This window comes from Glacieibacterium frigidum (assembly GCF_007097155.1).
In the GTDB taxonomy this organism is placed as follows: domain Bacteria; phylum Pseudomonadota; class Alphaproteobacteria; order Sphingomonadales; family Sphingomonadaceae; genus Glacieibacterium; species Glacieibacterium frigidum.
Genome location: NZ_VJWA01000001.1, coordinates 1725330 through 1751523 on the forward strand (window position 1 = coordinate 1725330; position 26194 = coordinate 1751523).

Consider the following 26194-nt stretch of genomic DNA (forward strand, 5'->3'; position numbering starts at 1 on the left):
TCGCCTTCCGGTCGCTGAAGCTCGGACGTCAGAGCCTCGCGCAGTCGCTCGGCAGGAGTTTCCCCGCGAACCGGTCGCCGATCCAGGCCACGGCGTCAGGTGCGGCGGCCTTGCCCGCGCTGACGTGGTCGCCCGCCGGTGAGGTGACGGAGCGAACCGCAGTCGTGCGGCACAGGCGGCGGACGAAGGCGCGGGTGACGGCGGGGGCGACGATCTCGTCCTTGCCGCCTTGGTAGACGAACACCGGCACGTTCAGACGCGCAGCGGGGACTGAGTTGCGCGCCATGATGCGGCCCCAGCCCGGGTTGGCGGCGAGGTCGACGTTCCGGAGCTGCCCCGCCAGCCGCACCATGCCGATCTTGGTGCGCAGCTTGAAGCCGTCGAGGCTGACGCAGTTCTTCGCGAGGTTGCGGATCAGCGTCGCAGTGCGGGGCTTGACCGCGCTGGTCAGCGGCAGGTCGTACACCTGCTCCCAGCTGCTCGCGGTATAGGCGGTCAGGAAGGCGCGGACGAGCGCGTTGCTGCCGCCGCCAAGGTTGGACTTGAGGTCGGTCGGCGGAGCCGCTGCCGCCACGCCGACCAGCGTCAGTTCGGGCGCCCGCGCCGCCTCCGCTGCGGTCCACAACGCCGAAAAGCCGCCGAGCGATTCACCGAACACCGCATAGCGCGCCGACGCCCGCGCCTGCGGCATGGCGCGCGCCGCACGCGCCGCATCGATGACCGACCGCGCCCCCGCGGTGCCGACGAGGAACGGATGCGGCCCCGGGTTGCCGAGCCCCTGGTAGTCGGGCGCGACGACGACATGGCCCGCCGCGAGCAGCGCGTCGAGCCCGGCGATCTGCGCGAACAGGCCGGGCTTGTCCGACAGGCCGCAGCTTTCCGCGACCCCCGACGCGCCGTGCGCCCAGACGACGATGTCGCGCTCTCGCGCCGGTCGTCCGCGCGGGACGACGATCGCGCCGCTGACGGTGATCGCGCGCCCGGCCTCGTCCTGCGAGCGGTAGCGGATGCGCCATGCTTGCGCGCCCGCGGGTGCCCCGGCGATCGGGACCTTGTCGACGAGGTCGCCGGGCGCCGCGCTCACGCCACCCGCAACCAGGGCGCTGGCGATAATGGCAATCCGGATCATCATAGCCGCCAGACTGGCACGCCCCGCGCGCCGCGCCTAGGCCGGTTCAGAACGCCGCCGCCGCGGCATGGATCGCAACGCCGACCAGTCCGCCGATCACCGTGCCGTTGATGCGGATATACTGCAGGTCGCGCCCGACCGCGGTCTCCAGCTTCTCGGTCACGGTGGCCGCGTCCCACCCGCGGATCGTGTCGCTGACCAGCCGGACGATGGCGTCACCGTAGCTGCCGACGACGCTGACCGCCGCGCGCCGTGCCAGCGTGTTGATCGCGTCCGCGAGCGCCGTGTTGTCGAGGATGACCTGCCCCGCCGCGCTCGCGACGCGGCCCTGGCCGGTGTCGCCGGGGTTGGCGACCGCGTCGCTCAGCATCGACTTGACCGAGACCCAAAGCGACGCGAACAGCGCCGCGACGGCAGGCGAGTCGATCAGCTCGAGCTTCACCGCCTCGACCTGGCGCGCGGCGTTGCTCGTGGGGTCCGACAGGTCGTCGGCGATGGCGCGCAGCCGGTCGGTGAGCGCGCGCCGGTCAGGGTGGTCACGACCCAATGCGAGCAAGGCCGTCGGAGGCGGCGGCAGTGCGCCCTGCCCCTCCAGCGCCGCCAGCCGCTCGCGGAACCCTTGCGCGATCGCGGTGGCGTCGCGGCGCTGCCGGTCGGCGGCATCGTCGGTCATCGCGTAGAGATGGTCCTGCACCGCGTCGATGAACGCCTTGGCATAGCCGCGGTCGACGAAGCCCGGCATGTACTTGGGCGCGCGCGCGGCGACGGCGGCGTGGATCTCCTCCTGCCGCGCATCGACCGACTCCATCGCGATGATCAGCAACGCCTCGACGAAGGGCTCGTGCCGCCCGGCGTCGATCAGCGGGCGGAGCAGCCGGCCCAGCATCGGCGCCACCGCGCGGTCGCGCAGCCGGTCGGTGATCGTCACGCCGATCAGCTGCGCCATGACCTCGCCGTCGAGCGCATCGGCGAACTGCAGCAACAGCTTGGACAAGGCCCGCCGCAGCCGCCCGGCCTTGATGTCGGCGCGCGTCGGCGGCGCGGTCAGCCAGCGGCCGAGCGCGCCCGCGAGGTCGAACCCCTCCAGCCGCCGCGCGACGACGCCGGGGGTCAGGAAATTCTCCTTGAGGAAGACCGCGAGGCTGTCGCCGATGCGGTCCTTGTTCGATGGGATGATCGCGGTGTGCGGGATCGGCAGGCCGAGCGGATGGCGAAACAGTGCGGTGACCGCGAACCAGTCGGCCAGCCCACCGATCATCGCCGCTTCGAAAAAGGCGCGCGCATAGGCGAGCTGAACGACCCATTCGGGGTAGCGCGGCACGAGCAGCAGTACCGTCACCCAGCCCGCCGCCATGACGACGAGCAGGAGCGTCGCGATCAGCCGCATGCGGTGGAACGGCGTCGTCGCGCCGACCAGGGCGAACGGGCTCTCGATCAGCGAATGCTTGGCGGGGGCGTCCATTACCCCTGTCAACTCACTCCGCCGGGAACGGTGCCGGGCGCGGCGCCGGCCGCTCGACATCGCCGCCATTGGTGAACCAGCGGCGCAGGCGCGGCGCGAGCCATTCCTCGACACCGATCGCCAGGCTGAAGCTGGCGGGCACGATAAGCAGCGTCAGTGCGGTCGAGACGATCAGCCCGCCGATCACGACGATGCCCATCGGCGAATTCCAGCTGCCGTCGCCCGACAGCGACAGCGCGATCGGCAGCATGCCCGCGACCATCGCGACGGTCGTCATGACGATCGGCTGCACGCGCTTGTGCCCCGCCTCCATGATCGCCTCGAAGCGACCGGTGCCCTTGTCCATCTCCTCGATCGCGAAATCGACTAGCAGGATCGAGTTCTTGGCGACGATGCCGAGCAGCATCAGCAGCCCGATGAACACCGGGAGCGAGATGACGTTGCCCGTCAGGTGAAGCGCGATGGCGCCGCCGAGCGGGGCGAGCAGCAGCGACCCCATGTTGACGAAAGGCGGCAGCACCCGCTTGTACAGCAGCACCAGCACCGCGAACACCAGCAGCACGCCGGCGACGACCGCAAGGATGAAGTTGAGGAACAGCTCGGCTTGCCACTTCTGCTCGCCGAAGCGGACCTTCTCGACACCCTGCGGAAGCTTCGAGAGCGCCGGCAATGCGTCGATCTTCGGCTGCGCGTCACCGCTGACCAGACCGGGCGCCAGGTCGGCACCGATGACGACACGGCGCTGCTGATTGAAGCGGCGCAGTTCGGTCGCACCGGCGCCGAAGCTGATGTCCGCCACGACCTTGAGCGGCACCGACCCGCCGGATGCCGTCGGCACCGGCAGGTTCTCGATCGTGTCGAGCGTACGCCGCGATTCCTCGCCGAGCGCGACGCGGATCGGGATCTGGCGGTCCGACAGCGAGAACTTGGCGACGTTCTGGTCGATGTCCCCCAGCGTCGCGATGCGGATCGTCTGGCTGAGGGCGGCCGTCGTCACGCCGAGCTGCGCGGCGATGTCGAAGTTCGGCTTGATGGTGATCTCGGGGCGGCGGACGTCGCCCTCGATGCGCACCTGGCGCAACTCGGGCAGCGCACGCATCTCGCGCACCGCACGGTTCGCCGTCTCCGCGAGGACCTCGGGATCGTCACCCGCAAGCACGATCGACATGTCACGGCCGAACCCGCCGCCGCTCTGCGACTGGAAGGACACGCGCGCGTCGGGGATCGACTGCAGCTTCGGCGCGAATGCCCGCTCGAACTCGACGCTCGACGTCGGCCGGTTCTTGGCAAGCGTCAGAAACAGGTTGCTCTCGCTGCCGACGTTGATGTCGGCGAATGCCGCCTCGACGACCGGCGACCCCTTGACCATTGCGGCGACGCGATCGGCGACCGCCTCGGTCTGCGCCAGGGTCGTGCCCGGCGGCATCTCGATCTTGATCTGGCTATAGTCGGTGTCGATATTGGGCTGGAAGGTGACCGGCAGGGTCGCATAGCTGACCACGGTCGCGACCAATGCAAGCGCGCCGATGCCCATCGTCTTCCAGCGGTGGCGCAGGGTCCAGCGCAGCAGCTTCATGTACTGATGGACCCACGCGCCCTCGCCATGTTCGGCCTGGCCGTGTGCCTTCAGGAAGAAGGCGGCGATCATCGGTGTGATCAGGCGCGCGACGGCGAGGCTGAGCAGCACCGAGACGACGACGGTGAAACCGAAGTTCTTGAAGAACTGGCCGGAGATGCCGGGCATCAGCCCAACCGGCAGGAACACCGCGACGATCGCCATGGTCGTCGCGAACACCGCGAGACCGATCTCGTCGGCGGCATCCATCGACGCTTGATAGGCCGATTTGCCCATCCGCATATGCCGCACGATATTCTCGATCTCGACGATCGCATCGTCGACGAGCACGCCCGCGACGAGGCTCAGCGCCAGCAGGCTGAGCGTGTTCAGGGTAAACCCCATCAGGTCCATCAGCCAGAACGCCGGGATCGCCGACAGCGGGATCGCCAGCGCGGAGATCAGCGTCGCGCGCCAGTCGCGCAGGAACAGGAACACGACGATGACCGCGAGCACCGCGCCCTCGACCATCGCCTCGATCGCGGCCTTGTACTGACCCTTGGTGTAATCGACCGTGGTGAACAGCTGCGTGAACTTGACCTTGGGGTTCTCCTTGGCAAGCTCGGCCATCTCCTTCATCGCGGCGTCATAGACCTCGACGTCCGACGCGCCCTTCGCCTTCTCGACGGCGAAGCTCAGCACCTGGCGGCCGTTCATCTTGGCGATGCTGCGCTGCTCGGCGTAGCTGTCGCGCACCGTGGCGATGTCCGAGAGGCGGATCGTGCGGCCGCCGCCGGTCGAGATCTGGGTCTCGCCGAGGCCGTAGGCATTGCTGGCATTGCCCAGCACGCGCACCGCCTGCTCGGAGCCCGCGATCTCGGTCCGGCCGCCGGCGGCGTTCAAATTGACTTGGCGGAGCTGGGCGTTGACCTGGCTCGCCGTCAGTCCGTACGACTGGAGGCGCACGGGGTCGAGGACGACGCGGATCTCCCGGCTGACACCGCCCGAACGGCGCACGCCGGCCATGCCGGGCAGCGACAACAGGCGCTTGGCGACGGTGTTGTCGACGTACCAGCTGAGCTCTTCGAGCGTCATGTCGACCGCTTCGACCGACATATAGGCGATCGGCCCGCCCGAAAAATCGACGCGAACGACTTGGGGCTCAAGGATGCCGTCGGGCAGCTGGCTGCGGATGTTGGCGACCGCATCGCGCACGTCGGTGACGCCGCGGTCGACCGGCGTGCCGATCGCGAACTGGACGTTGGTCCGCGACTGGCCCTCGCTGACGTAGCTGCTGATCTCGTCGACGCCGTTGATGCCGCGCACCGCGGCCTCGATACGCTGGGTGACCTGGGTCTCGAGCTCGCTTGGCGCGGCGCCGGGCTGCGCGACGATCACGGTGGCGGCGGGAAAGTCGATCTCCGGCTGGCCGTTGACGTCCATCGTCATGAAGCTGACGATGCCCGCCAGCGTCAGCATGACGAACAGAACGATCGGTACGATCGGGTTCTTGATCGCCCAGCTGGAGATGTTGCGCATGGTCTAAGCTCCAGCCTTAGCGGGCACGGGCGGCTGCGACGGGAACCACCTTCTCGCCGGGCTTCAGGAAGGCACCGGCGCTGACCACGACCTTCTCGTTTCCGCTCAACCCGCGCGTGATGCCGACGCCGGTGTCGCTGACCCGACCCTGGACGATCGGGCGGCGCGCAACGGTGTTGTCGGCATTGACGACATAGACATAGCTGCCCTCGCCGTCGACCTGGATCGCGGACTGCGGCAATAGCGGCTGCGTCGTCTCACCCGCCGCGATCGAGGCGTTGGCGAAGGCGCCGACGCGCAGGCCCGGCGAATAGGCGAGCGCGATGCGCGCGATGCCCTGGCGGCTGGCGACGTCGATGACCGGGTCGAGCAGCCAGATGCGGCCGCGATAGTCGGTCGTCGACCCGACCGGGCGCACCGACGCGGGCAACCCGGTCTTCAGCCGCGCCATGTCCTGTTCGGCGACCTGGGCACGCATTTCGAGAACCCCACCCTCGGCGATGCGGAACAGCGGGGCACCGCCGGCGCCGACGACCTGGCCGGCCTCGACGCTGCGCGCCAGCACCAGCCCCGCCGCCGGAGCGCGGACATCGAGGCGCGCGACCCGTGCCTGCATCTCGCCCAGCTGCGCCTGCGCGACGCTGACGCGCGCCAGATTGGCGTCGCGCGTCGCCGTCTTGCGGTCGATGTCGGCCTTGGAGATGAAACCCTTCGAAACCAGCTTGGCGGCGCGGTCGAGCTCGGCCTGCGCCAGCGCGGCGTCGGCCCGGGCGGTGCGGATACCCGCCGCCATCGCGGCGACCTGCTGGACCTGCACGCTGCGATCGATGCTGGCGAGGACCTGCCCCCGGCGCACGAACTGCCCGGCATCGACGAGCACGCGCGTCACCAGCCCGCCCTCGCCCTGTACGCCGACCGGCATGTCGCGGCGTGCCGCGATCGACCCCGTAACGCGGACTTCGTCGGCGACGGCACTGGCGCCCGGCACGACGACGGTGACCTGCGGCAGCTTGGGCGCCTCCGCGACCGGCGGCTTGGCGCGGCCGAACAAAGCCCAGGTCGCGACCAGCGCAGCGATGATCACCAGGGCCACGATCAGCCACAGCCGCGACCGCCGCGGCGACGCCCCGTCACGCGCGCCCAGCTCGTAGGGCGTCGCATGCTCGGGTGAAATCGGCGTCTGCATGTTCATTACGTCGCCCGCTCAGATTGAATGCGGCTGTATTACACACGTAATGCACTGCTCGCAAGCGCGGTATAGCGTGAATATGGCGATTTGCGAAGCCGCGCGAACGTCTCCGGAACGTTTGATGACGATAGCGGTTAAGCCGCCACACCGACCAACAAGGGTTCTCACATGCTAAGTCTTCTCTGGGCTGCAATCATCGGCCTCATCGCCGGAGCCATCGCCAAGTTCATCATGCCAGGCCGCGATCCGGGCGGCATTTTCGTCACGATGCTGATCGGCGTCGCGGGTGCACTGCTGATGTCGTTCATCGGTCGCCAGCTCGGCTGGTACGCCGACGGCGAAGGTGCCGGCTTCATCATGGCGATCGTCGGCGCGATCATCCTGCTGGCGCTGTACCGCCTGATCAACAAGAACCGCACCGTCTAATCACGCGCGGCTCTTTCGAAGAACGGATGACGGCGGGAGGGCAACCTCCCGCCGTTGTTCATTCTGCGTGCACGCTGTGCTGTGCAACCAGGGGCGTAACGAGGAGATGCCCATGTTCCGACTGCCTGTTCTGTTTGCCGCCCCGCTGATCGCTCTGCCCGCCGCCGCGCAGGTCGTGCTGACCGCTCCGGTCCCGACGCTGACCCTGTCCGCCGAGGGCCGCTCGCTGCGTACCCCCGACCTCGCCGAGATGAGCGGCGGCGTCGTGACCACCGCCCCGACAGCGCAGGGTGCGATGACCGAAAATGCGACCAAGATGACCGCGGTCGTCGCCGCGATCCGCCGCGCCGGGATCGCCGAGCGCGACATCCAGACCGCAGGCATCAGCCTGCAGCCCCAGTATCGCTACGACCAGAACCAGCCGCCCGTGCTGACCGGTTACCAGGCGAGCAACACCGTGACGCTGCGGCTGCGCAAGCTGGCCGATGTCGGTCGCCTGCTCGACACCCTCGTGTCGGTCGGCGCGAACCAGCTCAACGGCCCCAACTTCCGCGTCGACAATGATGCCGCCGCGCTCGACGAGGCACGGCTGCAGGCGGTCGCGACGGTTAAGGCGCGCGCCGACCTCTACGCCAAGGCGACCGGCGTGAAGATCAAGCGCGTCCTGAGCATCACCGAGCAGCAGGGCTACGAAGGCCGCCCCCAGCCGATGATGGCGATGCGCGCCAAGATGGAGGCCGACACCCCCGTCGCCCCCGGCGAGGTCACGCTGTCGGTAACGGTGACGATGAGCTTCGAGGTGGAGCCGTAACTCAAACCACCGTCGCGCCGCCGTCGATGACGAAGCACTGCCCCGTCGCGAAGCCGCCCGCCTTGCTGGCGAGCAGCACCGCCATGCCGGCGATCTCGTCGGGAATGCCGACGCGGCGGAGCGGCGTGCCGCCGAGGGCAGCGTCGATGATCGCGGGCGTCTCGATCAGCACCTTGGCGAAATCGGTGCGGATGAGGCCCGGCGCGATGCAGTTCACGCGTACGTTGTCGGGCCCATATTCGGCCGCGAGGTTGCGCGCGAGCTGCATGTCCGCGGCCTTCGAGATGCCGTATGCGCCGATCACCGTCGACGCCTTCAGTCCAGCGACCGACGAGATGATCGTCACGCTGCCGCCCTTGCGCGCCCGCATCGCCGGCACGACCATCGAGATCAGCCAGTGATTGCTGATGATGTTGTTCTGCAGGACCTTGCCGAACTGTTCGTCGCTGATCCCGGCCGACGGTCCGAAATAGGGGTTCGACGCGGCGTTGCAGACCAGCGCGTCGATCTGGCCGAAGCGCTCGACCGTGCCGTCGACGAGGCGCTGCAGCCCCTCGCGGTCGGCGATGTTGGCGGGGATCGCGACCGCCGCCTCGCGGCCGACCGCGGCGTTGATCTCGGCGACTGCGGCGTCGCAGACATCGGCCTTGCGGCTGCTGACCACGACATTGGCACCGTGCTCGGCCATGCGGTGGGCGATTGCCTTGCCGATGCCGCGCGACGAGCCGGTGATCAGCGCGGTCTGGCCAGTAAGGTCGAAAAGTTCAGGGATCATCGCAGCTTCCTCAAAATGGACGCGGCAACCCTAATCGTGACGGTCCGGCTGCGGCAAGCCCGCCACATGCGGCGCATAATCGAAGGGCCGCCGCGGCTTCCACCACGACGGCCCTTCCATTGCCGGTCAGGAACCGGAAGTGAGGCGTTACAGCGCGACCACCTCGTACCCGCGCGTCGCAAAACCAGTTCCCGACTTGGAGCAATGAGACACTGGACCACCTCCTTCCGTTTAGTTGAACACCGACGCCAATGTCGGATCACTGACTCGTGAATGCAAGCCCGGTTTTCGTCACCGCAGTGCATGTCGGGAAAATTGCGCCGCTGGGGCCACAGGGCACGCCTTCGGGCTTTCGAAAGACCGCGGTCGACCATCCGGTCATAGCGCGTACGCTGGGCCTGACCGGCGATGCGCAGGCCGACCTCAACGTCCACGGCGGACCCGACAAGGCGGTTTATGGCTATCCGCTGTCGCGCTATCCGGCGTGGGCAGCCGAGTTTCCGCACCTCGCCGACCGGCTGGTCGCGGGATCGATGGGCGAGAATCTGGCGGTCGAGGGCATCGACGAGGACGCCGTCCATATCGGCGACCGGATCCGCGTCGGCGGCGCGCTATTGCAGGTCACCCAGCCGCGCCTGCCGTGCTTCAAGCTGGGGCTGGCGTTCGACGAGCCGCGACTGATCCGCGCCATGACGCGCAACGGCTTCTGCGGCTGGTACTACCGCGTCGTCGAGAGCGGCGCGATCGGCGCCGGCGACGCGCATTCGCTCGTCGAGCGGCCCAACCCCGACTGGTCGGTGGCGCGCTTTGCCGGGATCATCGCGGCGCGCGCGATGGGAGCCGAGGTGCTGCGCGAGATCGTCGCTATGGAAGGACTGGCGGAGAACTGGCAGGCACGCGCCTTGCGTCAACTGGCGGCACTCCGGCACGACGCGCCCTGAGCGCCACCCACTCGGTCCAGCCGATGACGAGCAGCCCGAGCAGGAACGGAATGTAGGTGTAGATCACCCGGAACAGCACCAGCGCGGCGAGCACGCCCGCCTTGTCGACCAGCGGCAGCAGCGCGACGATGACCAGTTCGAACACCCCCAGCCCGCCCGGCGCATGGCTGAGCGCGCCGACGACCATCGCGACCGCATAGATGGTCAACACGGTGAGCAGCCCCGGCGTACCGATCTCGGGCAGCAGCAGGTAGAGCGCACCACCCGCGAAGGCGAGATCGACCGCACCGACGGCGATCTGCGCCAGCGTCGCGCGGCCGCTCGGCAGATAAAAGGTGTACTTCCAGATCTTGAGTGGCTTCCGCCACACGAACGCCAGAACGGTATAGGCGACGGTCGCCGCGACCAGGATGACACCCGCCCAGCGCTCGGCCTGCGGCGCGATGCCCTTGAACGCCGCCGCCAGATCAGGTGCCAGCAGCAGGCCCACGCCGGCCACCGCGATGATGCCCAGCCAGAAGGTCCAGCCGCACAGCGCGATGATCATCGCGACGTCGAGCGGCCGCACCCCGACGCGGGTGTACATGCGGTAGCGCACCGTGCCGCCGGTCAGCACGGTCAGGCCCAGCGTGTGCGACATGGTGAAGCTGCCGAACGATGCCGCCGCCATCGTCCCCCACGACGGCCGGTAGCCGAGGTGGGTCAGCGCCAGCCAGTCGTAGAAGACCAGCACGACATAGGAGGCTGCCGCCGACAGCGCCGCGAGGATCAGCAGGTGCGTCGGCGTCGCGGCGATGTCGGCCTTGATCTCCTCGATCGTCACCTGGCCAGCGATCAGGGTGATGCCCCAGATCGCAAGTCCCAGTACGACGAGCCCGAGCACGGCCCAAATCCACTGACCGACATTACTCTTCAGCTTGGATTCCACACCCGCTCCTCAATGCCGCGGTGGGCCGGGCAGGATTCGAACCCGCAACCGAGCCGTTATGAGCAGCCTGCTCTACCATTGAGCTACCAGCCCCATCCGGGCGATGCGAGGCCTAGCTTGCGACAGCCACAAAGAAAAGGGCCGGCAACCCGAAGATCGCCGGCCCAGTAAACCTCAGGTTCCCGGCCAAGGGGGGGAGGGAGGGCCGGGAACCTCGCCCGGGGACCGCGGGGGAGTGCGGTGGCCGGGGGGTCCGCCGCTGAGACAGCGGCAACACGGTCCTTATGCGCGCCTTACGAGGTGCCGAGCAGACGTTTATGCTGCAGTGCAGCTATGCAGCCGGGGCATATCCCGGCAGGTCGAGTGCATCGAGGGTCATGCGCTCGACGAGGAAATCGCGCAGCGCCCCGACGCGCACCGATTTCCTGAGTTCGCTCGGATAGACGAAGAATGTCCGGAAGGTCGCGCCTTCGAGCTCGGGCAGCACGACCTGCACCTGCCCCGAGAAGCGGATGAGATAGCTGGGCAAGGCGGCGATCCCGGCCCCCGCCTCGACCGCCTGGAGCACGCCGAAACTGTTGTTGAGCGTCAGCGCGGGCACCCGCGCGCGGTCGGCGTGGCCGAGTTCGAGCGCCCAGTTGATGCCCTTCAAGGCCTCGGGCGCGGCACTGCCATAGGCAAGCAGCCGGTGCGCATCGAGGTCGGCGATCTTCAGCGGCGTGCCATGCCGCGCCAGATAGGCAGGCGACGCGCACAGCCGGTGGCGGATCGGCACCAGCGGTTTCTGGATCAGCTCGCCCTGATACGGCGGGTGGAAGCGGATCGCGCAATCGGCCTCGCGCTTCGCCAGGTCGACGTCATTGTCGGTCAGGATCATCGTGACCGTGATGTCGGGGTAGAGATCGAGAAACGCGCCCATTTGCCGAGCCAGCCAGGTCGAGCCGAAGCTGACAGTGGTGGTCAGGCGGATCTCCCCCGACGGCCGGTTGCGCGACGAATCGATGCTGGCGCGGGTGCGCTCGAGCGTTTCCGACATCGTGTGTGTCGCGGCGTGGAGCTTCTCGCCCTCGTGCGTCATCGCGAGACCGCGCGCGTGGCGGTGGAACAGCTTGGCGCCGACCGCTTCCTCCAGCGCCATGATCTGACGGCTCAGCGCGGGCTGCGACATGCGCAGGCGCCGCGCCGCCTCGGTAAAGCTGCCCGCGTCGGCGACGCAGTCGAACAGGCGCAGCTTTTCCCAGTCGAGGTTCACGATGACTGCACCCCCTCCCCGCGGGGAGGGGCGAGAGACGGCGCAGCCGGCCCGGGGGTGGGCTCCGCTTCGTGCGTGTGCGCGAGGAAGCGCTCGGCCTCGAGCGCCGCCATGCAGCCCATCGCCGCCGCGGTCACCGCCTGGCGATAGACCTTGTCCTTGACGTCGCCGGCCGCGAACACGCCCGGCACCGAGGTCGCGGTCGAGTCGGGCGCGGTAACCAGATAGCCCTCGTCGTCCATGTCGAGCTGGCCCGCGAACAGCTCGGTCGCCGGCACGTGGCCGATCGCGACGAACAGCCCGTCGACCGCGAGTTCGCGCGGTTGTCCCGTGGACATGTCGAGCAGGGTGACACCGGTTACTCCGGGCGGTGACGCGCTGCCCGTCACCTCGGCGACCTCGGCATTCCAGATCACGCTGATCTTCGGGTTGGCGAACAGCCGCGCCTGGTTGGTCTTGTCGGCGCGCAATTCGCCGCGGCGGTGGATCAGCGTGACGTGGCTGGCGAAATTGGTCAGGAACAGCGCTTCCTCGACCGCGGTGTTGCCGCCGCCGACGACGGCGACCGCCTTGCCGCGGTAGAAGAAGCCGTCGCACGTCGCGCACGCCGACACGCCGAAACCGCGGTAGCGTGTCTCCGACGGCAGGCCGAGCCAGCGCGCCTGCGCGCCGGTCGCGACGACCAGCGTGTCGGCGGTCCAGCGCGCGCCCGAATCGCAGATCACGACGAAGGGTCGTACGCCGGTCTCGACCGACACGACGATGTCGTCGACGAGGCGCGTGCCGACGTGCGCCGCCTGTTCCTCCATGCGGACCATCAGGTCGGGGCCGAGCACGCTGACGTCGCCGGGCCAGTTCTCGACATCGGTAGTAATCGTCAGCTGGCCGCCGGGCTGGATGCCCCGGATCAGCACGGGGGTGAGTGCGGCGCGGGCGGCGTAGATCGCGGCGGTATAGCCTGCGGGGCCCGAGCCGATGATCAGGACGCGGGCGTGGTCGGTCGGCGGCATTCTTGTCTCCCTGGAGGCCCATATCTAGGACTTCGAGGACGTTCTCGCCAGCGGTGGAAGATTGCGTTCGGTCGCAACATTCGTATAGTCGAATATCGTTACGCTTGTTGGGAATTGCGCCAGTGCACCGGTCTCGTCTGGCCATCGACTCGATCGACCGCGTCATCCTGCGCAATTTGCAGAGCGAGGGGCGGATCACCAACGTCGAGCTCGCCGAGCGCGCCGGCCTGACCGCGCCGCCCTGCCTGCGCCGCGTCCGCGCGCTCGAGGAAGCCGGCGCGATCCGCGGCTATCACGCCGATCTCGACCCCGAGGCGATGGGCTATGCGATCACCGTCTTCGCGATGGTCAGCCTGAAGAGCCAGGCCGAGGCCGACCTGCGCGCTTTCGAGGAGCATGTCGCCGCCCTGCCCCAGGTTCGCGAGTGCCACATGCTGAACGGCGAGATCGACTTCATCCTCAAGGTGGTCGCGCACGACCTGCAGGAATTCCAGCGCTTCCTGACCTCGCAGCTGACGCCCGCGCCCAACGTCGAGCACGTCAAGACGTCGCTGACGATCCGCACGTCCAAATTGCTGCCCGGCGTTCCGGTCGACGCCTGATACGAAAACGGCGGGCCGAAGCCCGCCGTTCGCGTCGTGTCTGTTTACCCCCGTTTAGAAGGCGAGGCGCAGCGCAGCCTGGAAGGTCTGCGGCGCGCCGACCGAGTAGGTCGGGAACGACGCGAGAACCGTGTCGCCGTTCGATGCCGTGAACTGGTTCCGATTGGTCTGGCTGCTGATGTTGCCGAGGTACTTCTCGTTGAACAGGTTCGACACGTTCACCTGGAAGTAGGAGCCCGGCAGGCCCAGACCGTCGAGCTTGTAGCGCGCGTTCAGGTTCGCGACCTGATAGGCGGGCGCCACCTCGTCGTTGACGTCGGTCGAGAAGCGGTCGCCTACATGCTTGATCTCGAAGCCGGCCGAGAACGCGTCACCGCGATAGTCGACGCGGAAACCAGCCTGATGCTTCGGCGTCTCGACCAGTTCCTTGCCCTTCACCGGCAGCAGCGTCTGGGTGAACGGCGAAGCCGCGTTCGGGCGGAACTGGCGCAGCACCAAGTCATCCTGCACCTCGGTGTCGGTGAAGCTGTACGTGGCGTAGAGCGTCACGCGCGGGATCGGCTCGAAACCGATCTGCCCGTCGAAGCCCTTGAACTTCACTTCGCCGACGTTGCGCGTGATGTTGATGCCCAGGTCCTGATCGAAGGCACGCACCAGGCGGTTCTTGAAGGTCGAGTGATAGGCACCGATCGACGCGATTACCGGGCCGCGCTGATAGCGGTAACCGACTTCGTACAGCGTGGTCGTCTCGGGCTGCACGTTAACGATCTGCACGTCGTACAGGTCGTCGGTGCGCGGCGACGAGAGGTTCTGCGAGTAGCCAGCGAACAGCATGTGACCGGCGCCGGGCGTGATGCTGACACCGACGTTCGGCAGCACCTTGTCGTACTTCACTTCGCCGACGAACGGCCCGCGAGCATTGTTGTAAGCGGCGCCCGGGTTGGCCGGATTGATGACCGAGATCGTGCCGACCGGCTGAGCCGAGCAGTAAGCGAAGCCAGCCGAGGTGGTGTAGCAGAACTGGTTCAACTCACGCTTGAAGAACGGTGCGCGCACGCCGAGGCTGACGGTCAGGAAATTGTCGAAGAACTCGCCGCGATACTCGCCGGCGACCTGGTTCAGCAGCGCCACCGACTTGCGGTCGCGGGTCTGGAACGACGTGCCGTCGAGCGTCTTGATGTCCGTCGCGTTACGACCGCCGAAAACGCTTTCCGGGTTGCCGTCGGCATCGAGGAAACCGAACTGGCCGTCCTGCTTATGCTCGGCGCGGTCATAGGTGTAGGCGACGCGGATCAGGTTGTTGTCGTCGAAGTTGTAGATCAGCGACGCGTTCAGGCCGTAGCGGTTCGTGTTGGTGTTGTTCGGACGATACAGGCGGATCGAGTCGAGGACGTCGCCGTCGCCGTTCAGGTCGACGCCGGGCTGCGACGCAACCGGGGTCAGCGGGTTGAAGCGCGTGCCCTGCAGGCGCTGGTCGCGCTCCGAGACGACCTCGTTACCGCCGCCGTTGGCGAGCGTGTACTGGTACGACGGGTCGACCGTCAGGATCAGGCCGTCGGTCAGGGTGAAGCGGCCCTGCGCACGGACGTTGCCGGTGTTCGACGGGTTCACGAACAGGTTGAAATAGCCGCTGTCGACGCCGATCGTCGTGCCGGCGCAAGGCTGGAACGCTGCGCCGCCCTCGTTCTGGACCGTGCCGGCACCCGGCGCCGGACGCGGGCAGACATCGACGCGGTCGATCTCGCGGTTCTGCTGGAATTCGGTCAGGCGGAGGTTGCGGTAAAAGTTGTTCCGGTTCTCGTTGTAGTGACCGATGATGCTGATGAAGTCGCCGTTGCTGCCGATCGGCTGGAAGATGCGGGCGTTGACCTGCTTCTTCTCGAGCGAGCCCGGACCCTTGAACTTGTCGTACTTGGTGTACGACGCCGAGACGAACGCCGTCGTCGCCCACGGCCCGAACTCACCGCTGTTCAGCAGGAAGATGCCGCGGCGATAATTGTTCTCGCCGAGCTGGCCCTGGATGAAACCACCGGCCTCCTTGGTCGGGCGGCGGGTGATGTAGTTGATCGTACCGCCGGTCGAAGACGCGGTCGGGCTGTCGATGTCGGTCGTGCCGACGTTGACGACGGCGCGGTCGATCAGCTCCGAATCCAGCTGCTGGTTCGAGAAGATCGCGTAGTTGCCGCTGTCGTTGAGCGGAATGCCGTCCTGCAGCAGCGCGATGCGGTTGCCGTCGAGGCCGCGCAGACGCAGGTTGCCGCCCGAGTTGCCGTACGGATCGTTGTTGACGAAGTTCAGGCCGGGGGTGAGGTTCAGCGTCTCCAGGATCGACTGACCCGGCGCCTTGGCTTCGATGTAGACCGAGTCGATGGTCGCGCGCTGCTTCGGCGCGGATTCGGCGGCGATGATGCCCTGGCTGCGCTTCGTCGCGGTGACGACGATTTCCTCCAGCTCCTGCGAGCCGGTCGACTGCGCGAGTGCGCCGGTCGGAATTGCCATGAGCGCGGCAAGCGCGCAGCCGAGGCGCAGATTTCGCATCGTCGATTGTCCTTGTGAAGCAGCTGAACTGGGGAATCACCTGCCCGGTGATCCCTTACCGGCGCGTCAATGGCGCGGGATTGTGACAGTTGGAAGGCAATCTGGATCATGGTTCCGTGCAGAGCGAACTCGCGCATTACGTGTTGCGCCGCAGCAACACGAAAAAAGGGCCCGGCGTGAACCGGGCCCTTCTCGTCGTTTCGGCAGGTCGGATTAGAAGCGGAAGCCGACGCCAACCAGCGCCTGGTTGCGGTCCACACCCTGCTCGTAGTTGGTGTAGCGATACTCGGCCTTGGCGAACGAGTTGCCGCTGAGGGCGTACTCGACGCCCAGGCCGGCGCGCACGCCTTCCAGGTTGTCGCTGGCGCTGATCGTCCCAAGGGCGTCGGTCGCCGACACGCGGAAGCGCGAATTGGCGTAGCCGACCTTGGCGTACAGCAGCGCGCGGCTGCCGACGATGGCACCGACACGGACGCTGGCATCCAGGTCGCGCTTGGCCTTGATCGCGATCCGGTTGACGCCGCTGCCGGCCACCTCGTCGGTGTTCGACAGGTCGGCGTTGACCTCGACACCCAACAGCGCGCCGCCGACTGCATAGTCGTAGCCGGCACCGATGCCGTAGGTGACGCCTTCGACCGCGCCCGTGGTGTCATTGGTGCCCAGGCGGTCATAGCCGACGTGCGCCTCGATGCGCGGGCCGGTGAAGGTGGGATCGTTCGGCGTGGCGGCGGTCTGCGCTGCGGCCGGAACGGCGGCAAGCGGCGCCAGCAGCGCTGCGAAAGCGATAAATCTCATGGGGTAATCCTCAAGCTGTTCAAACAGCCGCGACCATCGCCGGTCGCGGGGCGGGGCCTATCGCGCCGCGCCGATGAACGCCGGATGACCAAATGGTGGGCGATGACGGGCTCGAACCGCCGACCCTCCCCGTGTAAAGGGGATGCTCTACCAACTGAGCTAATCGCCCGCGCGGACCATCTAGCGCCGACTTGGCAGCGCGGCAACGATGCGCGATAGCGAAGGCGACCGCCTGAAGGAGCCCCGACGATGTTCGCGCGCCTGTTCATCGAGCACCCCCGCACCGTCGGTGAGGGCTATTTCGAGCACATGGCCGCATCGCTGGGCACGGCGCGCAAGCTTGCGGTGGCGAGCCTCGCCTGCGTCGTCCACGCCGTCGTGCCGGGGCTGTGCAAGACCACCGGCAGCACGGCGATCCTCAAGCTGCATGCCGAGGTCGCGCCGCGGCGCTTCGACCAGCCGACATTGTAAAGGGTAGCGAGTGACCGGTTTCTCTACGGCGCGGCTGGCTCGCGTCGATACGTTTCTCGATGAAAAATATGTCCGGACAAAGCGCCTCCCCGGCACGTTAACGATGATCGCGCGCGGCGGCGAGATCGCGCACTTGGGCGTCACCGGCATGGCGGATGTGGAGCGCGGGCGTCCGGTGGCCGCGGACACGATCTTCCGCATCTATTCGATGACCAAGCCGCTGACCTCGATGGCGCTGATGATGCTGGTCGAGGAAGGCAGCATTGCCCTCGACGATCCCGTCCACCGCTATATCCCGGCGTGGAAGAACCTCGCGGTCTTCGAGAGCGGCACCGACAAGCTCGGCTACAAGACGCGGCCCGTGACCCGCCCGATGCAGGTCGTCGACCTGCTGCGCCACACTAGCGGGCTCACCTACGGCTTCCAGCTGCGAACCAACGTCGATGCCGGCTACCGCGCGCGGCGCATTGGCGAGATCGAGAAGGCGGGCACGCTCGACGATATGATCGCGGGGCTCGCCGACCTGCCGCTCGAATTCTCGCCCGGGGACGCATGGAACTACTCGGTGGCGACCGACGTCTGCGGCTGGCTGGTGCAGGTCGTGTCGGGCGAGAAGTTCGAGGATTTCCTCCACCGCCGCATCATCGCGCCGCTGGGCATGGTCGATACCGGCTTCCACGTCCGCGAGGGCCAGGGCCACCGCTTCGCCGCGTGCTATCAGCCGACTCAGGCGGGCGGCATCGAGTTGCAGGACGATCCCGCAACCTCCTCCTACCTCGCACCGCCCAGCTTCGTGTCGGGCGGCGGCGGGCTGGTCTCGACCGCAAGCGACTATATGAAGTTCGCGCAGATGTGCCTCGACGGCGGCCGCACGGCATCGGGCGAGCGCCTGATCAGCCGCAAGACGCTCGACCTGATGACCGCCAACCATCTACCCGGCGGCCAGAGCATGGCCGAGATGTCGGTCTCGATGTTCAGCGAGGCGGCGTACGCGGGCGTCGGCTTCGGCCTGGGCTTCGCGATGACCGGCGACAGCGCGAGCACGCTGATGCCCGGCAGTGACGGCGACTATTTCTGGGGTGGCGCCGCGAGCACCTTCTTCTGGGTAGACCCGGCCGAGGACCTCGCCTGCGTGTTCATGACCCAGCTGATCCCCAGCTCGACCTACCCGGTGCGCCGACAGGTGCGCACGATGGTCTACGCGGCGCTCGACGACTGATCGTCAGGCGTAGGCGCGCATCCGGTAGTCGGGGGCCGCGGCCTCGCCACTGATCGTGCCGAGCTTGACGCCGTCGCGCCAGACTTCGGTGCGGCCGGTGCCGGCGATGCGCCCGGCGTGGGTGAAGGCTGCCGCGTCGCTGGCAAAGCTGTGGTCGGTACGGCAGTCGACGATGCCCCACTGGTTCAGCGAATAGAAGCAATAGCGCGCGAGCGTCGGCGTGGCGGCCGCCTCGGGCGCCGGCCCGGGCGCTGCTGCTGGCCGCTCGGCGGGACGTGGGCGGGGCGCCGGGGCGACGCAATCATAATCGAACGTCGCCATCGTCGGCCACGCCTTGTACGGCACGGGCTCGGCAATGCGCAGCAGGGGCTCGAAGGTGCGCAGCCGGTTGTTCGGCCGCGGCGCGGGCTGCTCGGCCAGCTCGACGATGGTGCGCGCCGTCGAGACCAGCTTCGCCCAGGCCGCCCGGCTCAGGTCCCTGCCGAACGCGGCGATGCGGCGATGATCGACGACACCGACCAGCAGGAGCAGGAATATCAGCGCAATCTGTGTCGACTGCAGAACTTCCGGATCGCGCAGTGTCGCGGTGATCTTCGCCTGCAGCGCTAGGTAGTTTCCCGGTATGGGCGCAGATGCCGTTGCCGCATAGCCGAGGATACGCTCGGGCAGTTCGAGGAAGAAGACGTCCTTGGCTTCGACCAGGGGCCACTCGCCGGCCGATGCCGTCGGCGTGGGTTCCTGCGACGATACCGAAATATACACCGGCCCGGCCGCGCCGAATACAAATAAGAGACTGGCCGACGCAAGAATCCGTCGTGCGATGCGCAGACCAGAACGGCGGTTCCCGGCCAGCGTGAGACGCGAATTCTGTTCGATCACTAAAGCTACTCCAGCACTCACGCGTACTGTAGCCGCCCGCATTAAAAAAATCGTGAACGCGCAGAGCAGTATTATCCGCTAAAAAGCGAGACTATTTAATTGCTTGTATGCGAAACTTAATCGTTGCGCCTCGGTGCGGTCAGGCGCGGGCGCGGTGCCGTGCGGCCAGGATCGCGGCGAAAACGAACTCCACCGCGCCGATGCAGATCGCGACGTTGAGCGGCAGCAGCGCCGCCTTGATCGCCGCTACATAGCCGACGGCCATCATCACGCCGCCGAGCACCCAATAGGTGCGGTCACGGTATAAAGTCGCGAAGGCGAAATAGCGCGCGCCGACGATCGCGGCGAACAGCGCGAAGGCCAGCGGCGGATCCCGGCCGATCAGCGCATAGGCGACGAACAGCCCGGCGAACAACGGTACCGTCGTCTCGAACCCCAGCGCGTTCAGCGGGTTGGTCTTGCTAGCCGGCTTCGCACCGAACGCCCGCGCGACCGCCAGCGACAGCGGGAAGATTGCGATGCCGCCGAAGAACAGCGCGATGAAGGCGGTGCCGGGGCCGCGCGCGTCCCACACCAGACCGGCGACCAGCCAGACGAGGCCCGACACCGCGACCCCCGGCACACCGCCCAGATAGGCCGCCCGAAGTTCGTCCTGTGCCTGTTTCATGCCGTAAGCCCCCCGGTTCAAAGCCCCGCGCGACGCATCAGGGCCGCGGTCGACGGATCGAAGGCCGCCCCGCCCTCCCCCATCGCGTTGGCCATTTCCTTGCCCAGCTCGACGCCCCATTGATCGAAGGGATTGATGCCGAGGAGCGTCGCTGCAGTAAAGGTGCGGTGCTCGTAGAAGGCGAGCAACGCGCCCAGCGTGCGGGCGTCGAGGCGGTCGAGGAGGATCGTCGCCGACGGCCGGTTGCCGGGGAAGGTCTTGGCCGCAGCCAGCGCATGGTCGCCGCCCGACTTGGCCAGTGCCTCCTCGAAGGTGCGTCCGCGCAGCAGCGCCGCGCCCTGCGCCAGGCAGTTGCCGAGCAACTGCGCGTGATGGTCGCCGCCGATCGCATGCCCGGGCTCGCGCACCGCGACGAACTCGACCGGCGCGACGGTCGGCCCCTGGTGGAGCAGCTGGAATACTGCATGCTGCGCGTCGGTGCCGGTGCCGCCCCAGGTCACCGCACCCGTCGCGCGGGTCATGGGCTCGCCGGTGGCGGTGACGCGCTTGCCGTTACTTTCCATCTCGAGCTGCTGCAGGAATGACGCCAACAGGCGCAGGCGCTCGTCATAGGCGAATACCCCGCGCGTCGCCTGGCCGCCGACGGCGCTGGCCCAGACGTCGAACGCCCCCGCCAGCGCGGGCACGTTGGCGGCGAACGGCACGCCTTCGAAATGCGTGTCCATCGCGCGCGCGCCGTCGAGCAGCGCGGCGAATACGTCCCAGCCGCAGCGCAGCGCCAGCGGCAGGCCGACCGCCGACCAGAGCGAATAGCGCCCACCGACGCTCTCCGCGAAGGGCAGCACCGCGTCCGCCGCGACGCCCCAGGCGCGGGCACGGTCGGGCGCAGCAGTCACGGCGATGACCTGCGCGCGAGGCTCGGCGACACCGCCGCGCGCCAGCCAGTCGAGGGCGGAGGCCGCGTTGGTCATCGTCTCCTGCGTCGTGAAGGTCTTGGACACGACGACCACCCGCGTCGTTGCTGGGTCGCAACGCGCCGCCGCCCGCTCCAGCGCGACGCCGTCGATGTTGGCGACGATCTCGACCGCCGGGCCGTCACCTCCGGCCCCCAGCGCATCGACGAGCAGCGCCGGGCCCAGCGCCGAACCGCCGATGCCGATGTGCAGGATATGCCGCGTACCGTCCCCCCGCACCCGCTCGACGAGAGTGCGCATCGCCTCCCGGTCGGCAGCGGCCTGCGCGAGGGCCGGCCCGCTGCCGCTGCCGCGCGCATGGACGTGCGTCGCCCCGCGCCCCTCGCTCGGGTTGACCACCGCGCCCGCGAACAGCGCCGCACGCGCCGCGTCGAACCCCGCTGCCGACGCGAGGCCCGCCAGCGCCTCGACCGCGCCCGCGTCGACCGCCAGCTTGGCGAAATCATAGTGCAGGCCCTCGACATCGAAGCTCAGCGCATCGAGCCGTCCCGGTGCGGCGACCAGCTCCTTCAGGTCGGCGCCCGACAGGCGCGCATGCGCCGCGTCGAGCTGGTGCCAGGCGGCGGCGGTGTCGGGCATCGGCGGGTCTCCTGCGGCGGGCGGGGCGCTTCCTGCGTCTATCAGCGCGCCGCACCTCTCGACAATCGCCGGGCGGCTCCTCACATCGGTCGTGCTGCCTCGGGAGGGACGACATGGTCTGGGTCTTCGCCGCGTGCGCCTGCCTCTCGCTCTACCTGATCCTGTTCCGGCGCACGCGCCACAGGCGCCGCCGCCGTTACGATGCGACGACCACCGACGGCGTCTGGTACGGCGGCTCGGCGGGACCGACCGACGGCTCGACCGGCAGCTATGAAAGCAACTTCAGCGGCAGCGGCGGCGATTTCGGCGGCGGCGGCGCGAGCGGCTCGTGGGGCGGCGACAGCGGCGGGGGCGGCGGCGGTGGCGGTGACGGCGGCGGGGGTGGTGACGGCGGCGGGGGTGGCGGCGGCGACTAGGGTCCCTCTGCGGCTTGACTTGAAGGCGCCGCGCGCGCCAATCGCCGCGACCTGGCCATGACTGCGCTTCCGATCGATCCCGCCCGCGAGGCGCACCGCGCGCGCGCCGATGCGCAGTTCGCTCAGCTGAAGGCCGGCGCGCGCATCGTCTTCGCCGCCGTGCTGCTCGCGCTGGGGCTGCGCAGCTTCGTCTACGAGCCCTTCAACATTCCCTCCGAATCGATGCTGCCGACGCTGATGGTCGGCGACCAGCTGTTCGTCGCGAAATGGCCGTACGGCTACGGTCGTTTCAGCCTGCCGCTCGGCCTGCCGCTGTTCGACGGGCGGCTGTTCGATCGCGCACCCCGCCGCGGCGACGTGATCGTCTTCAAGAGCCCCCGCGACAACCGCACCGACTTCATCAAGCGCGTCATCGGCGTGCCCGGCGATGTCGTCCGCCTGCGCGGCGGACAGGTCGAGCTGAACGGCCGCCTGCTGCCCAAGCGCCGCATCGCCGATGTCGTCGTGGCACTCGGCGAGGCCGCCGATTGCAGCAGCGGCCCCGGCCGCCCCGATTTCCACACGCGCGACGCCGCCGGCCGGTCGGTCTGCCGCTTCCCGCGCTTTGCCGAGACGATCGACGGGCGCGACTATGCCGTGCTCGACCAGATCGACGGCGACCTGCGCGACGATACCGCTCCCATCCGGGTGCCGGCCGGCAGCTATTTCGTGCTCGGCGACAACCGCGACGACAGCGCCGACAGCCGGCTGACGGTGGCCGAAGGCGGCGTCGGGCTGGTGCCCGCATCGAATCTGATCGGCCGCGCGACCCGGGTGTTCTTCTCGGTCGACGGCAGCGCGCGTCTCGCCGACCCCCGCACGTGGTGGTCGAGCCTGCGCCGCGAGCGGATCGGCACCGCGCTTTGACTCCCGACCTCGACGGCTGGGCGGCGCGCACGCTCGGCCATGATTTTGCCGACCCGTCGCTGCTGCGCCGCGCCATGACTCACCCCAGCGCGGGCCAGCCCAACTACCAGCGGCTCGAGTTCCTGGGCGACCGTATCCTCGGCTGCGTCATCGCCGCGTGGCTGTACGACGATCTCGACGAGGCCGAGGGCAAGCTGAGTGCCCGGCTACACCAGCTCGTCGATTCAGGCACCTGCGCGCAAGTCGCCCATGCGATGGGCGTGCCCGAACGGCTGATCCTCGACCGCGCCACCCGTGCCGCCCATGTCGCGCAATCGACCAACGTGCTGGGCGACGTGACCGAAGCGCTGATCGCCGCGATCTACCTCGATGCCGGCTGGCCCGCCGCCGAGGCATTCGTGCGCCGCGCCTGGGCGCCGCTGATCGACACCGGCAGCGCCGCGCCCGAGAACCCAAAGTCGCGCCTGCAGGAGATCGCCGCCGCCAAGCGCCTCGGCGCGCCGGTCTATGCCGTGGTGTGGAAGGACGGTCCCGACCACCGTCCGAACTTCCGCGTTTCGGTGACGGTGCGCGGCCATCCGCCGACCGAAGGCGTTGGCACGTCGAAGCAGGAGGCCGAGAAGGCCGCCGCGGCACAGATGCTGGAGAAACTCGCATGACGACACGCTGCGGCACGGTCGCCGTCGTCGGTGCCCCCAATGCGGGCAAGTCGACCCTGGTCAATGCGCTCGTCGGCCAGAAGGTCGCGATCGTCTCGGCCAAGGTGCAGACGACGCGCACCCGCCTGATGGGCATCGCGGTCGAGGCGGAGTCGCAGCTGCTACTCGTCGACACGCCGGGCATCTTCGCGCCGCGCCGCCGCCTCGACCGCGCGATGGTGCGCGCCGCGTGGGAGGGGGCGGAGGGGTCCGACCTGCTCGCCTTCGTCGTCGACGCCAAGTCGGGGCTGAAGGCCGACGCGATCGCCATCCTCGAGAGCCTGGTCGGGCGGACCGAGCCGCGCTGGCTGGTGCTCAACAAGGTCGACCTCGCGAAGAAGCCGCGCCTGCTCGACCTGGCGGCGCAGGCGACCGCGATCTGCCCATTCGACGAGGTGTATTTCATCAGCGCCGAAACCGGCGACGGCGTCCCCGAGCTCAAGGCGGCGATGGCCGCCGCGCTGCCCGAAGGCGCGTGGCACTTCCCCGAGGACCAGCTGAGCGACGCGACCACGCGCATCATGGCTGCCGAGATCACCCGCGAGGCGATCTACCGCCACCTCCACGCCGAGCTGCCCTATGCCTCGACCGTCGAAACCGAGAAATGGCAGGACCGGAAGGACGGCAGCACGCTGATCCACCAGCAGATCCTCGTCGAGCGCGACACCCAGCGCGCCATCGTGCTGGGCAAGGGCGGCGCGATGCTCAAGACGATCGGGAGCGAGGCCCGCGCTGCAATCTCTCAGCTGACCGGCGGTGCGGTGCACCTGTTCCTGCACGTGAAGGTCAAGCCCGACTGGGGCGACGACCGCGATGTCTACCGCGGCCTGGGGCTCGATTTCGTGGAGTGATGCTGCCTGTGAACGAATAGTGTCGGCCTGATTTACACTTTTCGTTGCGGTACCGTGACAAGCTATTGAAGTTTAGTCGTGGCACGTATTTTGCTTGGCGCATTGTCGGAAAAAACCGGGGATTTTCGACGATGCGCATCCGGACGCTTGCTCTCGCCGCTACGGCCTTGGCGGGTGCCACTTCGGCATCGGCGGCGGTGCTGACCTTCGATCAGCCCGACGCCTGCACCGGCGGCTGTTCGGACGGAAGCTTCATTGATTAGGGGTTCGGCAGCGTCCCCGGATTGTCGATCAGCTATCGCAGTGTCGGTGCGCTGGGTAACGGCGGTACCGTCTCGTCGCCGCTCTACTGGTGGAGCGGCGGGTACGGCGACCTGTCCGGCGTCCTTTACGCCGAGAGTGGCTTCGTCGGCGAACTGACCTTCACGGTGACCGCGCCCGGCACAACGCTGGTGCTGCAGTTGGTCGACTTCGCCGGCTACCAAGCCGACTATGGGTCGGGAGTCCGACTGTACGACCTCAGCTATAATCTGCTCGACAACGATACCTTCACGGCGCCGGAAGTCGGTCACTACACGTCGATCCTGGACGTCAGCACGACGACAGGCTTCGTCCTGCAGTTCGGCCCCGAAGGCTACTATGCCGGCCTCGATAATCTGGTCTATTTTCTGAACGTCGCAGCGGTGCCCGAGCCGACGATCTGGGCGCTGCTGATCGGCGGCTTCGGCCTGACCGGCGCGGCGATGCGGCGGCGGCGCACGCTCGCCGCCTGAGTTTCCGGCGGCTACAACGGTGGCGTGCACCTCACCGCCACCGCCCTCGTCCTGACCGCCCTGCCCCACGGCGAGCATGGCGCGGTGGTGCGCTTCCTGACGCCCGCCGACGGGATGCATGCCGGCTATGTCCGCGGCGGGCGGTCGCGGAAGATCCGCCCCGTCCTGCAGCCGGGCAACGCCGTCGCGGTCGAGCTGCGGTCGCGCATCGATACGCAGCTCGCCGCCGCGACGGTCGAGCTGGTGACCAGCCGCGCGGGCCTCGCGTTCGACCGGCTGACCGCGGCGATCACCGAATATCTGGCGACGCTGACCGCCGCCGTCCTCGACGAGGGCACGCCCGCGCCGCGCCTCCATGCCGCGCTCGACGCGCTGCTCGACGCGATGGCGGCGGGGACTTCGCCCGAACAGGCCGCCGCCGGGGTCGCACGCTACGAGCTGCTGCTGCTCGCCGAGCGTGGCTTCGGCCTCGACCTCGACAGCTGCGCCGCGACCGGCGCGCGCGAAGACCTGATCTACGTCTCCCCCAAGTCGGCGCAGGCGGTCAGTGCGGGCGCGGGGGCACCCTATGCGGCGAAGCTCCTTCCCCTGCCCGCGCTGCTGCGCGACCCGCGCGCCGCGGCGGACTGGCCCGACATTGCGGCTGCGCTCCGCACCACCGGCTGGTTCCTCGAGCGCGACCTGTTGACCGGTGCCGCGGCGTCGCTGCGGCCGGCGCGTGCACGGCTCGTCGCACTGATCGATGCCACAGGCATAACGACTGTTGCACCGCAGGACGCGCCCGGCTAGCGACGCGCCCGCCGGGGGGC

25 protein-coding genes and 2 tRNA genes are annotated in these 26194 nt (G+C 68.4%); 12 read left to right on the forward strand and 15 right to left on the reverse strand.

What is annotated here, in order from left to right:
• Nucleotides 1-28: 28 nt before the first annotated feature.
• From FMM06_RS08275 to FMM06_RS08290, 4 genes are read right to left on the reverse strand one after another with little or no spacing between them, the layout of a single operon-like run.
• Nucleotides 29-1129 (reverse strand): alpha/beta fold hydrolase, encoded by a 1101-nt coding sequence (locus tag FMM06_RS08275; protein WP_185965100.1) that lies wholly within the window; start codon nt 1127-1129, stop codon nt 29-31.
• 46 nt (nt 1130-1175) lie between these two features.
• A complete protein-coding gene (locus FMM06_RS08280; protein WP_185965101.1) occupies nt 1176-2591 on the reverse strand; it encodes a DUF445 domain-containing protein in 1416 nt (471 codons plus the stop codon).
• Between the two features lie 13 nt (nt 2592-2604).
• Nucleotides 2605-5685 (reverse strand): efflux RND transporter permease subunit, encoded by a 3081-nt coding sequence (locus tag FMM06_RS08285; RefSeq protein WP_144236788.1) that lies wholly within the window; start codon nt 5683-5685, stop codon nt 2605-2607.
• Nucleotides 5686-5701: 16 nt separating this feature from the next.
• A complete protein-coding gene (locus FMM06_RS08290; RefSeq protein ID WP_144236789.1) occupies nt 5702-6877 on the reverse strand; it encodes an efflux RND transporter periplasmic adaptor subunit in 1176 nt (391 codons plus the stop codon).
• Between the two features lie 165 nt (nt 6878-7042).
• Here FMM06_RS08290 and FMM06_RS08295 point away from each other — a divergent pair, with 165 nt between their 5' ends.
• Entirely contained in the window at nt 7043-7300 is a 258-nt protein-coding gene (locus FMM06_RS08295; RefSeq protein WP_144236790.1) for a GlsB/YeaQ/YmgE family stress response membrane protein, read from the forward strand.
• Between the two features lie 112 nt (nt 7301-7412).
• The gene (locus FMM06_RS08300; RefSeq protein WP_235889166.1) at nt 7413-8111 is read left to right on the forward strand and encodes an SIMPL domain-containing protein; all 699 of its coding nucleotides are present in this window, start codon (nt 7413-7415) and stop codon (nt 8109-8111) included.
• A 1-nt stretch (nt 8112) separates the two neighbouring features.
• On the opposite strand, the gene FMM06_RS08305 is transcribed toward FMM06_RS08300, so the two are convergent.
• Nucleotides 8113-8886, reverse strand: coding sequence for an SDR family NAD(P)-dependent oxidoreductase (locus tag FMM06_RS08305; protein ID WP_144236792.1), 774 nt, complete (start codon nt 8884-8886; stop codon nt 8113-8115).
• Between the two features lie 299 nt (nt 8887-9185).
• On the opposite strand from FMM06_RS08305, the gene FMM06_RS08310 reads away from it, so the two are divergent.
• Nucleotides 9186-9827 carry an MOSC domain-containing protein gene (locus FMM06_RS08310; RefSeq protein WP_185965102.1) on the forward strand — a complete coding sequence of 214 codons (642 nt, stop codon included), beginning with the start codon at nt 9186-9188 and terminating at the stop codon, nt 9825-9827.
• On the opposite strand, the gene FMM06_RS08315 is transcribed toward FMM06_RS08310, so the two are convergent.
• The 4 genes from FMM06_RS08315 to trxB form a co-directional block, all read right to left on the reverse strand.
• A complete protein-coding gene (locus tag FMM06_RS08315) occupies nt 9751-10755 on the reverse strand; it encodes a lysylphosphatidylglycerol synthase domain-containing protein (protein ID WP_144236794.1) in 1005 nt (334 codons plus the stop codon). The genes FMM06_RS08310 and FMM06_RS08315 overlap by 77 nt on opposite strands.
• A gap of 21 nt (nt 10756-10776) precedes the next feature.
• Nucleotides 10777-10848 (reverse strand) — tRNA-Ile (locus FMM06_RS08320).
• A gap of 238 nt (nt 10849-11086) precedes the next feature.
• Nucleotides 11087-12007 carry a LysR family transcriptional regulator gene (locus tag FMM06_RS08325; RefSeq protein WP_235889168.1) on the reverse strand — a complete coding sequence of 307 codons (921 nt, stop codon included), beginning with the start codon at nt 12005-12007 and terminating at the stop codon, nt 11087-11089.
• Entirely contained in the window at nt 12004-13017 is a 1014-nt protein-coding gene (gene trxB / locus FMM06_RS08330; RefSeq protein ID WP_144236795.1) for a thioredoxin-disulfide reductase, read from the reverse strand. Before trxB ends, FMM06_RS08325 begins: the two co-directional genes overlap by 4 nt.
• Nucleotides 13018-13154: 137 nt before the next feature.
• Between trxB and FMM06_RS08335 the strand changes: the two genes are divergently transcribed.
• Entirely contained in the window at nt 13155-13619 is a 465-nt protein-coding gene (locus FMM06_RS08335) for an Lrp/AsnC family transcriptional regulator (RefSeq protein WP_144237154.1), read from the forward strand.
• A gap of 54 nt (nt 13620-13673) precedes the next feature.
• Here FMM06_RS08335 and FMM06_RS08340 read toward each other — a convergent pair whose 3' ends face one another.
• From FMM06_RS08340 to FMM06_RS08350, 3 genes are all read right to left on the reverse strand, one after another.
• Nucleotides 13674-16157, reverse strand: a complete 2484-nt coding sequence (locus FMM06_RS08340) for a TonB-dependent receptor (protein WP_144236796.1) — start codon at nt 16155-16157, stop codon at nt 13674-13676.
• Between the two features lie 213 nt (nt 16158-16370).
• Complete coding sequence (locus FMM06_RS08345; RefSeq protein WP_144236797.1) at nt 16371-16952, reverse strand: outer membrane protein; 582 nt, start codon at nt 16950-16952, stop codon at nt 16371-16373.
• Nucleotides 16953-17045: 93 nt separating this feature from the next.
• A tRNA-Val gene (locus FMM06_RS08350) sits at nt 17046-17121 on the reverse strand.
• An 80-nt stretch (nt 17122-17201) separates the two neighbouring features.
• On the opposite strand from FMM06_RS08350, the gene FMM06_RS08355 reads away from it, so the two are divergent.
• Both FMM06_RS08355 and FMM06_RS08360 read left to right on the forward strand, forming a co-directional pair.
• Nucleotides 17202-17423, forward strand: coding sequence for a DUF6356 family protein (locus FMM06_RS08355; RefSeq protein ID WP_144236798.1), 222 nt, complete (start codon nt 17202-17204; stop codon nt 17421-17423).
• 10 nt (nt 17424-17433) lie between these two features.
• A complete protein-coding gene (locus FMM06_RS08360; RefSeq protein ID WP_207790255.1) occupies nt 17434-18642 on the forward strand; it encodes a serine hydrolase domain-containing protein in 1209 nt (402 codons plus the stop codon).
• Nucleotides 18643-18645: 3 nt separating this feature from the next.
• Here the strand turns inward: FMM06_RS08360 and FMM06_RS08365 are convergent, their stop codons facing one another.
• The 3 genes from FMM06_RS08365 to pgi all read right to left on the reverse strand — a co-directional run bounded on the left by FMM06_RS08365 (nt 18646) and on the right by pgi (nt 21741).
• A complete protein-coding gene (locus FMM06_RS08365) occupies nt 18646-19521 on the reverse strand; it encodes a hypothetical protein (RefSeq protein ID WP_144236799.1) in 876 nt (291 codons plus the stop codon).
• 139 nt (nt 19522-19660) lie between these two features.
• The gene (locus tag FMM06_RS08370; RefSeq protein ID WP_144236800.1) at nt 19661-20188 is read right to left on the reverse strand and encodes a DUF7010 family protein; all 528 of its coding nucleotides are present in this window, start codon (nt 20186-20188) and stop codon (nt 19661-19663) included.
• Between the two features lie 17 nt (nt 20189-20205).
• Nucleotides 20206-21741, reverse strand: coding sequence for a glucose-6-phosphate isomerase (pgi, locus tag FMM06_RS08375; protein ID WP_144236801.1), 1536 nt, complete (start codon nt 21739-21741; stop codon nt 20206-20208).
• Between the two features lie 113 nt (nt 21742-21854).
• On the opposite strand from pgi, the gene FMM06_RS16775 reads away from it, so the two are divergent.
• From FMM06_RS16775 to recO, 6 genes are all read left to right on the forward strand, one after another.
• Nucleotides 21855-22157 (forward strand): hypothetical protein, encoded by a 303-nt coding sequence (locus FMM06_RS16775; protein ID WP_185965103.1) that lies wholly within the window; start codon nt 21855-21857, stop codon nt 22155-22157.
• A gap of 57 nt (nt 22158-22214) precedes the next feature.
• The gene (lepB, locus tag FMM06_RS08385) at nt 22215-23063 is read left to right on the forward strand and encodes a signal peptidase I (protein WP_144236802.1); all 849 of its coding nucleotides are present in this window, start codon (nt 22215-22217) and stop codon (nt 23061-23063) included.
• Entirely contained in the window at nt 23060-23722 is a 663-nt protein-coding gene (rnc, locus tag FMM06_RS08390; RefSeq protein WP_185965104.1) for a ribonuclease III, read from the forward strand. Before lepB ends, rnc begins: the two co-directional genes overlap by 4 nt.
• Nucleotides 23719-24612 (forward strand): GTPase Era, encoded by an 894-nt coding sequence (era, locus tag FMM06_RS08395; protein ID WP_144236804.1) that lies wholly within the window; start codon nt 23719-23721, stop codon nt 24610-24612. The genes rnc and era overlap by 4 nt, the downstream gene beginning before the upstream one ends.
• A gap of 284 nt (nt 24613-24896) precedes the next feature.
• Nucleotides 24897-25385: a PEPxxWA-CTERM sorting domain-containing protein gene (locus FMM06_RS08400; protein ID WP_144236805.1), complete on the forward strand. Its 489-nt coding sequence runs from the start codon at nt 24897-24899 to the stop codon at nt 25383-25385.
• Between the two features lie 24 nt (nt 25386-25409).
• Nucleotides 25410-26174, forward strand: coding sequence for a DNA repair protein RecO (gene recO / locus FMM06_RS08405; RefSeq protein ID WP_144236806.1), 765 nt, complete (start codon nt 25410-25412; stop codon nt 26172-26174).
• Nucleotides 26175-26194: the final 20 nt, after the last annotated feature.